The sequence below is a fragment of the Bradyrhizobium embrapense genome, assembly GCF_001189235.2.
Lineage (GTDB): Bacteria > Pseudomonadota > Alphaproteobacteria > Rhizobiales > Xanthobacteraceae > Bradyrhizobium > Bradyrhizobium embrapense.
Genome location: NZ_LFIP02000009.1, coordinates 277,672 through 288,141, shown reverse-complemented (window position 1 = coordinate 288,141; position 10,470 = coordinate 277,672). Strand labels below are relative to the sequence as shown.

The 10,470-nt window shown below is 64.2% G+C and carries 10 protein-coding genes and 1 tRNA gene; 6 read left to right on the top strand and 5 right to left on the bottom strand.

The window, feature by feature from the left end:
- The 3 genes from AKN83_RS38905 to AKN83_RS31305 all read right to left on the bottom strand — a co-directional run.
- Window positions 1–191 (bottom strand): helix-turn-helix domain-containing protein (locus AKN83_RS38905; RefSeq protein ID WP_157113547.1); only part of this gene is annotated, 191 nt, incomplete at its 3' end.
- A gap of 194 nt (window positions 192–385) precedes the next feature.
- On the bottom strand, window positions 386–1,630 hold the full coding sequence (locus tag AKN83_RS31310; RefSeq protein WP_050402802.1) for a metal-dependent hydrolase family protein: 1,245 nt from the start codon (window positions 1,628–1,630) through the stop codon (window positions 386–388).
- 32 nt (window positions 1,631–1,662) lie between these two features.
- Window positions 1,663–3,018 (bottom strand): MFS transporter, encoded by a 1,356-nt coding sequence (locus AKN83_RS31305; RefSeq protein WP_050402803.1) that lies wholly within the window; start codon window positions 3,016–3,018, stop codon window positions 1,663–1,665.
- Between the two features lie 129 nt (window positions 3,019–3,147).
- Here AKN83_RS31305 and AKN83_RS31300 point away from each other — a divergent pair, with 129 nt between their 5' ends.
- The 4 genes from AKN83_RS31300 to AKN83_RS31285 all read left to right on the top strand — a co-directional run bounded on the left by AKN83_RS31300 (window position 3,148) and on the right by AKN83_RS31285 (window position 6,135).
- On the top strand, window positions 3,148–4,065 hold the full coding sequence (locus tag AKN83_RS31300) for a LysR family transcriptional regulator (RefSeq protein ID WP_050402860.1): 918 nt from the start codon (window positions 3,148–3,150) through the stop codon (window positions 4,063–4,065).
- 109 nt (window positions 4,066–4,174) lie between these two features.
- Entirely contained in the window at window positions 4,175–4,420 is a 246-nt protein-coding gene (locus AKN83_RS40100) for a hypothetical protein (RefSeq protein WP_050402804.1), read from the top strand.
- A 154-nt stretch (window positions 4,421–4,574) separates the two neighbouring features.
- Window positions 4,575–5,546 (top strand): DUF6328 family protein, encoded by a 972-nt coding sequence (locus AKN83_RS31290; protein ID WP_157113654.1) that lies wholly within the window; start codon window positions 4,575–4,577, stop codon window positions 5,544–5,546.
- On the top strand, window positions 5,533–6,135 hold the full coding sequence (locus AKN83_RS31285) for a cysteine hydrolase family protein (RefSeq protein WP_050402806.1): 603 nt from the start codon (window positions 5,533–5,535) through the stop codon (window positions 6,133–6,135). The genes AKN83_RS31290 and AKN83_RS31285 overlap by 14 nt, the downstream gene beginning before the upstream one ends.
- Window positions 6,136–6,429: 294 nt before the next feature.
- On the opposite strand, the gene AKN83_RS31280 is transcribed toward AKN83_RS31285, so the two are convergent.
- A complete protein-coding gene (locus tag AKN83_RS31280; protein ID WP_050402861.1) occupies window positions 6,430–7,281 on the bottom strand; it encodes a hypothetical protein in 852 nt (283 codons plus the stop codon).
- A gap of 284 nt (window positions 7,282–7,565) precedes the next feature.
- On the opposite strand from AKN83_RS31280, the gene AKN83_RS31275 reads away from it, so the two are divergent.
- Window positions 7,566–8,837 (top strand): DUF892 family protein, encoded by a 1,272-nt coding sequence (locus tag AKN83_RS31275; RefSeq protein WP_050402807.1) that lies wholly within the window; start codon window positions 7,566–7,568, stop codon window positions 8,835–8,837.
- Window positions 8,838–9,323: 486 nt separating this feature from the next.
- Here the strand turns inward: AKN83_RS31275 and AKN83_RS31270 are convergent.
- A tRNA-Tyr gene (locus AKN83_RS31270) sits at window positions 9,324–9,409 on the bottom strand.
- 194 nt (window positions 9,410–9,603) lie between these two features.
- Between AKN83_RS31270 and rlmB the strand changes: the two genes are divergently transcribed.
- On the top strand, window positions 9,604–10,428 hold the full coding sequence (gene rlmB / locus AKN83_RS31265) for a 23S rRNA (guanosine(2251)-2'-O)-methyltransferase RlmB (RefSeq protein WP_050402808.1): 825 nt from the start codon (window positions 9,604–9,606) through the stop codon (window positions 10,426–10,428).
- Window positions 10,429–10,470: the final 42 nt, after the last annotated feature.

Here is a 10,470-nt window from a genome sequence, read left to right as displayed (position 1 = left end):
CCCATACGCCGGTCGACAAGCCCGGCATCGCCCTCCGCCTCAAAGCGTTCCGCCCAGCGCTGAAACGTCCTTACGCTGATCCCCAGAACCTCCGACGCCGCCTCCTGCGTCAGCTCCTTGGCCTCCGTCCGCTCCAGCAAATCTGAAAACCGCATCCGTCGTACACCCTCGTGAATGGATGCCGTGCCCATCGCGCCCCCTTGGTTCCGGGGCACCAAAAACACGACACTTCACGAGCTACAAACAGGCGACAGATCACGCGCTACTGACACGCTCGACCAGGCTACTTGACACGTCGGGCAACTCACGGGTAGATTTCCAAAATTCCGAAATCGTTCAGCCGCACGCTCGCCGTCCCCCGCACGTGGGGCGAGGTCAATTGAGCCTATCCGCCCAGCCGATCAACCTCGGCCTTGCCGGCCTTCATGACAAGCGGGATCTGCTCGCCCTGGCCGAGCAGGCAACCCACGTCGCGCAACGGATTGCCCTCGACCACCAGCAGGTCAGCAAAGGCCTCCGGCGCGATGCGGCCGAGCTTGCCTTCCATGCCGAGCACCTCGGCGCCGACCATGGTCGCACTATGGATCACGGCCTGCGCACCGAGTAGCTCGGCGCGTATCCGGAACTCGTCGCTCTGCAAGCGCTGCGACGGTCCGAGCAGATCGCTGCCGTACCCCATCTTGACGCCGGCCTCGCGATAAATCGCGAGCGAGCGCAGGCCGGCATCGCGGACGTCGGCGATCTTGGCGACGCTTGCCGCAGGCAGGCCGTATTTGGCGCCCTCGTTGGCCAATGCCTCGTAGGTGACCAGCGTCGGCACCGCATAGGCGCCCTGCTCGGCCATCAGGCGCGCGGTCGGCAGATCGACCAGATTGCCGTGCTCGATGGTGCGCACGCCGCAGCGCACCGCGCGTTCGATCGCTTCCGCAGTGTAGGCATGGGCCAGCACATAGGTACGCCGGGCCTTGGCCTCCGCGACGATGGCGCGGATCTCGTCCTCGGAATAGCCGTAGGCGCCGATCGGATCGGTCGGCGAGGCGACGCCGCCGGAGGCCATGATCTTGATCTGGTCGGCGCCCATCTGCAGCTCTTCGCGCACCGCCTTGCGCACCGCATCGACGCCGTCGACGACGCGCGCGATCGCGCCGACCCGCACGCAGCAGGAGCAGGTCGGATCGGCCAGATAGTCCGAGCGGGCGCGCCCGTCGCCGTGGCCGCCGGTCTGGCTCAGCGCGCGGCCGGAGACGAACAGCCGCGGACCGTCGGTCAGGCCGGTGTCGATGGCCTGCTTGAGCGCATAACCGGCGCCGCCGGCATCGCGGACGGTGGTGAAGCCGCGCTTCAGCATGCCCCGCAGCAGCATGGTCGAGCGCAGCGTGACCAGCACGTTGGCCATCCGCGCCTGCTGCGACAAATCGAGCTCGACCGCGACCGCATGCACATGGAGGTCGATCAGGCCGGGCATCAGGGTCTTGCCCTTGAGGTCGATGGCGCGATCGACCGACGCCTCGATCGGCCGGTCGGAGACCTCCTTGATCAGGCGGTCCTCGACCAGCACGTGGTGGCCTTCGAGCAGCTCGGAGCGCAGCGGATCGAGCAGCGCGGCATTCTTGAAGAGGATACTTGTCATAAACGTCTCCTGTGAGGGCAGCGCCCGCGTAGTCACACGGCTTCGCTTGCAATATCTTCCAGCGATCGGCCGCGCGTCGGCACGCCCATCAGCACCACCGTCAAGGCGCCGATCAACAAGACAGTCGTGGTGACGCCGAACACGCCGGCGAAGCCGAAGTTTGGATAGAGGTAACCGACCAGGATAGGCGCGGCGATCGCGCCGATGCGGCCGATCGCCGAGGCGAGCCCTGCCCCGGTGGTGCGGATCGACGTCGGGAACACTTCGGCCGTGTAGGCATAGACGCCGGCATAGGTGCCGTTCATGAAGAACGACAGCAGCAGGCCTGCTGCCAAGATCTGCCCGTCGCTGGCAGCAAAGGCGAGCCCGAGCGCGCTGACGCCGCCGAGCAGCATGTAGGTTGCGATGGTGGCCTGCCGCCCGATCCGCTCATTGAAGAAGGCGGCGGTGAAATAGCCCGGCACCTGCGCGCAATACATCGCGAGCGAATAGCCGAAACTCTTGGTGATGCTCATGCCGTTCTGCACCAAGAGGCCGGGAATCCAGACGAAGAAGGAGTAGTAGCTGAACGTGATCGACAGCCACATGATCCAGGTCATGGTCGTGATCCGCGCCTGGCGGCCGGCCAAGAGGGCCGCAAAATTGCTCAGCAGCGTTCCCGACGATACAGCCGGCACAACGGGCTCTTGGACCGGCGGCGATAACACCCGGCCCTCGCGCGCGAAGCTCGCCTCGACCTTGTCGAGCACTGCCTCGGCTTCCTTCACCCTGCCGCGGCTCTCCAGCCAGCGCGGCGATTCCGGCAGCGACCTCCGCCACCACAACAGCATCACGACCGGGATGGCGGTGATGACGAGCACGATGCGCCAGCCGTTCTCGTAGGCCGGCACGATGAAATAGCCGAGCAAGGCGGCCGCAACGAAGCCGAACGAGAAGAAGCCAGCGAGCGCGCCGGTGAAGGCGCCGCGGTGACGCCGCGCCACGAACTCCGCGAGGTATGGCGCGATGATCGCGCTTTCCGCCCCGGTGCCCATGCCGGCGACGACCCGCGCGGCGAAGAACGCCGGCCAACTGTCCACCGCCGCGCTGACCAGCGAGGCCGCGCTGTAGAGCGCCAGCGCCGACATCATCACCGCGCGGCGGCCGATCAGGTCGCCCAGTGTCCCCGCCAGCAGCGCACCGAACAGATAGCCTACGAAGGTGCTAGAGCCGAGCACGCCGGTCTCGACATTGGTCAGCCCCCAGGCGGTGCGCAGCACCGGCAGGATGAACGCCAGCACGGCGGCATCCATCGCGTCGAACAGATAGCCCAGGCCGCCCATCAGCAGCAGGTGCACATGGAAACGCGCGAACGGCAGGCGCTCGATGCGCGCCGAAATCATCGACATGAAACAGCCCCCCTCCGCCCCGCGGTCGGCACGCGCCGCGAGGTCGGTCCGGGGGAATGATAGACAAACCTCGATTATGGCAATAATTTATAATTATGATCTAGTATATCACCAGCATGAATGTTGCCGATGCCGTTTCGCACGCTCGACCTCAATCTCCTGAAAGTGTTCGAGGCGTTGATGACAGAGGGCAGCGTCACGCGCGCCGCGAACACGCTCAAGATGACGCAGCCCGCAGTCAGCAATGCGCTGGCACGACTGCGTGACGCGCTGAGCGATCCCCTGTTCGTCAGATCCGGCACGGGAATCCGCCCGACCCAGCGGGCCGTGGCGCTGTGGGATCCGATCGGCGGCGCGCTGGAGAGCATCCGCGGCGCGCTCGATGAGGAGGTCTTCGATTCACGCCGTGCGCAGACCGAGTTCAGCCTGTCGATGTCGGACTACGTATCCGCTCTGGTGATGCCGCGGCTATTGAACCGCTTCGCCGAGATGGCGCCGACGGCGCGCATCCGCACCGTGCCGAACACCATCATCGGGATCGCCGACCAGCTCGAGGACAATCGGGTCGATTGCGTGCTGAGCGTTTATGTCAATGAGGCGCTGCATCAGGGACTGATCCGCTCGCGCTCGCTATGGACGGTGGACTATGCCTGCTTCATGCGGCGTGATCACCCACTTGCCGGCAAGAAGCGGTTGAATGTGCGCAGTTTCCTCGGCGCCAGGCATGTCGATGTGAGCCTGGCCGGCCGAACCTTGCCGACCTACGACCAGTTTCTCGGCTCGCGCGGGCTGTCGCGCAACCTCGTCGCCATCGTCAATCACTACAACGCCGCCTACGAAATCGTGCGCCAATCCGACCTGATCGCGGTGCTGCCGCGCGACCTCAGCGCACAATCCCGCCAGGCGCCTTATCTGCACGCCATGCCGGTGCCGCTGCCGGCGCCGCCGCGCATCGTCAGCCTGTTCTGGCACCAGCGCAACGACACCGTCCCCGCGCAGCGCTGGCTGCGCGAGACGCTGGTGGGGATGTTCGCGCGGATGGAGTGAGGCGAGCGCACGGCGTGCCGCGTCAGGTCGATGTAGGTGCGGGTTCGATCGACGCGGCGTCCGTGGCCGGCGCCGCAACGCTCCGCGGCAGCGGACGTCCGAAGAGCCGATGCAGCGCAAGGTAGCTCGCCATCGCAACACCGATGCCGGTGAGCCACGACAGGTCGACCCCGCCGGGGCCGCGGCGCCGGCATCGTCGACCCATGGTGAGCAAACCCTTCACGAGGACCTCGCCATCCGCCCGTTCAAGCCGAAGATCCAGTACCAGATCGCGATCCTCTCCCCGACGCACGAAGCGCCGTCGCAAGTGGCCCAGGATTTCGCCAAGCTGCTGCGGCGCGGTTTGCGGGGGTGAGTGTGGTGGCGGCTGCGCGCCGCGGCACCCTCCAAATTCGCGACAGCAGCCTGTACAGGCGCGCATGAAGGCGTCGCACAGCACCGCATGTCCGGCATCGCCGAGTGTCTCTTACGCGCAGCGTAAGCGCCCCCAGGCATCGAAACGGGTTGCAATGCTTACCTTTCGTCAGCCTTCTCTTTGGAACCAGCCAGCGCAACAAAAAGTTCATCAAAATGAAATGACGAAAGAACTCGATGCCAGGCTGAAGACCGCCCTCGATGAATCCCGCCTCCTTATTCTGGGCGCGCAGGTCCTATTCGGCTTCGCCTTTCAAGGGGTGTTTCAGGAGCATTTTCGCGATGTGTCGCCAGCGGGGCATTCGCTTCAGTGCGTGGCGTTGGTGCTGCTCTGCGGCAGCGTTGGTCTTCTCATTGCCCCATCCATGTATCACTGCATTGCCTGCCATGGCCGAAGCCGACACCGGGCGCTCCATGTCGCGACAAGCCTGACTGGCTGGAGCCTCCTGCCCCTGACGCTTGGCCTTGGCGCATCCGCTTTCGTCGTGTTCGATTTCCTTGTCGGGCAGGAAGTCGGCCTCGTCGTCGGGGCGGGGTTGGCCGTGATCGGACTCGGCCTGCTCTTTGGGCTGGGAATGGCTTTGCGGCGGAAAGCCAAACCGCTGCCCCCGGAGAGTGAGACGCCGCTCAAAACCAAGATCGAGCAGCTGCTGACCGAAGCCCGCGTCATCATCCCGGGCGGACAGGCGCTGCTCGGCTTTCAATTGGTGGCGGCGCTGACAAGATCCTTCCAAGCCTTGCCCGGCTGGATGCAGGCCGTCCATGCGGCCGGGCTTCTCGCCGTGGCATTCTCGATCCTTCTCCTGATGACGCCCGCATCGCTGCACCGCCTCGCCTATCACGGCGAGGACGACCCGCAATTCTTCCGCGTCGGCTCCGCGCTCGTGATTGCAGCCGCGCTTCCTCTCGCGCTCGGGATCGCCGCCGACATCACAGTCGTGCTTTACATCGTAAGCGAAGACCCGCCCACGGCCATTGCGACCGGCACGGCCGCGTTCGTTTGCCTCCTGACGGCATGGTACGGGTTTCCGCTTTGGCATCGGGGAGCCGGTCATGGGGCGGCTTAAAGCCTCGCCCGGCGATCGCACTTTGCATCTCTGCATCGACATGCAGCGCCTCTTTGCCGCAGGTGGACCGTGGCCCACACCGTGGATGCCACGTGTCGTCCCGGTCATTCGAGAGCTCGTGGCCCGCGCGCCCGAGCGTACCGTCTTCACGCGCTTTATTCCGCCGGTTGAGCCCCGGGATGCAGCCGGCATGTGGCGCGCGTATTATGAGAAATGGCCGAAGGTGACGCGCGGCACCATGGATCTCAATCTGCTGCGCCTGGTGCCCGAGCTCGAGGGCTTTGCGCCGCCCGCTCACTCCATCGATAAGCCGGTTTATTCAGCCTTCGCAACCGGAGCGCTGCGAGCCTATTTGTTGGAGAAGCATGTCGATACGCTGCTCGTGACCGGCTCAGAGACCGATGTCTGCGTACTCGCGACGGTCCTCGATGCCGTCGACTTCGGCTACCGCGTCATCGTCGTGAAAGACGGCTTGTGCTCCTCCTCGGATGCTGCCCATGAGGCGTCCCTCCAGCTCTACGCCCAGCGCTTCGATGTCCAGATCGAGTTGGCGGAAGCCGGCGAGGTGCTGGATACCTGGAGACCATGATCTCCCGTGGCACTTTTCAGCATCAGGAACGGGCTCATCGGGCCCGCGTTTGACGTTCTACGGTCGCCGAAGCCGAGGCGGCCTGGTGCGATCTTGGGTTATTGGGGCCGTGGCCTCAATAACCCAAGGGTCCCTGGAGAGCCCCCAAAAGCCCGCAGCGGCTTGCAAGCAGCGCGGCCTATTAAGTGTCTCACCTTACCTAGTGATGAAGCAGCATGATGAGGATGATGAGGGGGATCGGGATACCAAGGAGCCACAACAGGATCGGCATGATGATTTTCCTTTCGACTGAGGTTAGCGATTAATTACCGCCGCGCGAAATGGATGCTTGCTCCAGGTGCCGTCTCGGAGCCCGCCCCCTTCGGTGGCAGCAAACGCGGCGCAGAACGCGCCGATGAAAAGCGATAGCGTCAGCCAGATTGCCGTGTGCATGGCAGCTTTTCTGGCCTTGTCCATGTCCGTCTTGACCTGTGTCACGACATCACTGACGCGCTTCTCCGCGTCCTGCTGGCTTAGCCCCGTTCGAGCCGCGACCAGTTTGGCCGCATAGGAACGATCGCCAGCGGCCAGGTCGTTGCCATCGCGAAAGCTCGACGTGAACAAGCGGACCATCTCAGCTCGCGCGTCCGATGGATTTTGCTGAGCTTGCGAAGACGGGTTATCGGACCTCAACAGCCTATCGACATAGCCGTCCATGGGTGATGACTGCGCGGAACTTGCGGCTGTTTGGGTCGCTCCGCTGAGCGTTCCTCCGATCAGCGAACTGGCAGGCGCCGCGAGCAGAGCGGCGCCGAGGACTGAAGCGAGGGACCAAGCGAGAAAGCCGTGGGCGCTGTCACGGAACAGCACTTCTGGACCGCGCAACCCGAACCACTTCGAGCGCAATCGTCCGGCTAGATAACCTCCCAGAGACGACGAAATCATCGCCATCACGATGAAGAACAATCCCGTGCCGATCTCGAACGTCCTTGCCGAAACGCCGGAGTTGCCCCACGGCGAAACGACGGCGAAGCCCATGCCGGCGCCAAATGAAAGCAGGACAAGCGTCAAAGCCAGGGACGCAACGGCGCCAGCCGCAACGGCCGCCCAGGAAACGCCGGGGACGCCGGCCTCCGTGATCTCGGTCTCTCGAATTGTCTCAGTCATTGGAGCACCTCCGCGCAGTTCCAGGAGGGAATACGCAGGAAGCATCGAAGGTTCCTATTGTCGGCAGCTCTGGAGCCGGAGGTCGCTCATCAAGACAGTGCCAGCCCCTCTCTACCGTCGAGACATTGCAGCGAGGCCGGCGGTCCGTAGAGGCGCGATCTCTTTTGCTGGTCAACGTTACCCTGCCGGACGGTCACCATCATGATCGAGATACGCCCTTAGGAACGAACGACGTGGTGCCGCCGTTCGCACCCGATCCCCCGCTCAGGAAGTCGAGGTTCTCAATGTATCACCACGTCAAGAAACTGATGTTCACCGTTCGCGTCGACGAGCCGGACCCGCGCTTTGGCAACATGCTCCTCGAGCAGTTCGGTGGCGCAAACGGCGAACTCGCAGCGGCCATGCAATATTCCATTCAGGGCCTGAACTGCGAGGATCCGGACCGCAAGGATCTCCTCATGGACATCGGCACCGAGGAACTAAGCCACCTGGAAGTAGTGGGCACGCTCGCTCGCATGCATCTCAAGCCCTCGAAGTTCGACCGCCAGGCCGCCGAGTCCGATCCGCTGATCGCAATCGCCGGAGGCGGCGGCGTGAACCTGTTCAATTCGCAAGGCAACGCCTGGACTGCCGACTACCTAAAGATCACAGGCGAACTGGATGTCGATCTGCGCAGCAACATCGCCGCCGAGGCGCGCGCCAAGATCGTCTATGAGCGGCTGATCAATTTCACGGACGACGCCGGCACCAAGGACGCTCTTCAGTTTCTGATGACCCGCGAGATTACCCACATGAAGGCGTTCTCGCTCGCGCTCGAAAGCTTGAGCAAGCCGCCGTTCAGCATCGGCCGTATCGCGCCGACGCCCGGTCTGGTCAACCAGTACTTCAACGATTCGACCGGCACAGGCGACCATGGCGAGATCGACACCCGCGGGCCCTGGAACGAGGGCGGAGACTGGGTGTTCACGGAGTCCCCGGCCATCCAGGCCGGCGAGCCCGGTCCTGCCACCGCCATCGTCACGGAGAGTTCGCCGCTTGAGGATGAGTCCGGCCTCGGCGAACTCCTGATAAACGAGCTCCGTGACATTCTCCACGCCGAAAAGCAGTTGACGAAGGCACTTCCCAAGATGGCGCAGGCCGCTCGCTACGACCAGCTGCGCGAGCTGTTCGAGCAGCATCTCGCCGAGACCGAAGCCCAGATCGAGCGCATCAACGAGTGCTTCGAGCTTCTGGGCAAATCGGCCAAGCCCAAGCCCTGCAAGGGCATGATGGGTCTGATCGAGGAGGGAGAAGAGATCATTGGCGAGGGCGACAAGAAGGAAAATGCAGCCGCCGACCTCGCGCTGATCGGCGCCGCACAACGCGTCGAGCACTATGAGATGGCGGGCTACACCACGGCGCGCAATCTCGCCCAGCAACTTCGCCACAGTGCCATCGTCAGTCTGCTCTCCAAGTCGCTGGCCGAGGAAGAGAATGCCGATCAGCTGCTGAACCAGGTGGCGCGCTCGCTGATGTCGGTCGCGAAAATGCCTGCGGCGGTCGAGCCGGCGGAGTAAGCGAGGCCGCTGGTTCTTGCAACGACGCCACTGCGGCCGGGGCTCCGAGGAGCCCGGCCGCGGGGCATTTGAGAAGACAGCGTGATGCTCGAAGAGCTCTGGACGATAGCCCAGCCGGATCGTCGCGACTCGGGATCACGAATGTTACCCGGGATCGGCACCGCCTTGCGTCCCCCGCGTTCAGTCAGAGCCTTGACCTCGGCGGCGTTCCTCGCTGAGATAGGCGAGCGCCAAATCTGCACCCTCCCGCGCGTACGTGTAAGCGATCGCGACTGCACGTCGATCCCGCTGTCGCCACCGGTGAAGCGACCTTCGGTTGGCGCGGCGGCAAGATGGCCTACAAATACACTCAGGCTGCCAATCGCAAACGCCTCGCTGCAGAAGCAATTCATGAGCTGAGAAGCGCGACCGTCTATCGTCTTACCTGCCTGAAGTAGGACCACGAAACTCAATATTTTGCAGGGATATCAGTGCCTGGTTGTGGATTGGTGGGGGAGGCAGGACTCGAACCTGCGAAGCCATGAGGCGGCTGATTTACAGTCAGCTCCCTTTGCCACTCGGGACACTCCCCCGTCCAACAGCGTCGAACCGGCCGCGCGAGTGGCGGCGGACCGGGTCATCGAAATGACGCTGATAACCGGACGCCCCGAAACGGGTGCGCGGTCGGGCGCGTTTATGGGCGAAGGCGGTCCCCAAAGTCAACCAAGCCGGCGCGCAATTTGCCGGTTAAATTGCCATTCTGCGATATCAGTGACACAAGCCTCACATGAGCGAGCGCGACCGCAAACCCAATTTCCGAGGCAAGGGCGGTAAACCCTTCCAAAAAGGGCCGAAATTCGGCCGCCCGCCGGCTCGGCGGGAGCGCGAATCCGGTTCCGACGGACCGGTGATTCTGTATGGCTGGCACACGGTGGCGGCGGCGCTTGCCAACCCGGACCGCCAGATCCGCAAGCTTTACCTCACCGAGAACGCCGCCAAGCGGCTCGCCGACGAAAACATCGCGACACGCGTCACACCGGAGATCGTCAGGCCCGGCGATATCGACCGGCGCCTCACCCCCGATGCCGTGCATCAGGGCCTGTTGGCGGAGGCCGATCCCCTGCCCTCACCCGGCATCGACACGCTGGCGCAGCAGGGCATCGTGCTGGTGCTCGACCAGATCACCGACCCGCACAATGTCGGCGCCATCCTGCGCTCGGCCGCGGCGTTCGCGGTGAAGGCGATCGTCACCACCGCCCGCCACAGCCCGGAGGCAACCGGCGTGCTGGCGAAGTCCGCCTCCGGCGCGCTCGAACTGGTGCCGATGGTGACCGTGCAGAACCTGGCGCGCGCCCTGAACGAGTTGAACGACCACGGCTTCCAGACCGTCGGCCTCGACAGCGAGGGTACCGAGGATCTCGGCAAGGTTCCGCTGCAGCAGCCGCTCGCGCTGGTGCTCGGCGCCGAAGGCAAGGGTTTGCGGCAATTGACGCGCGAGACCTGCAGCACTGTCGCCCGCCTCGACATGCCCGGCGAGATCAAGAGCCTGAACGTGTCGAACGCCTGCGTCCTCGCGCTCTATATCGGCGCCAGCCGGCTCGGGCTGATGTGAACGAAAAACGCCCGCTCGCTTGACGCGAACGGGCGCTGATAT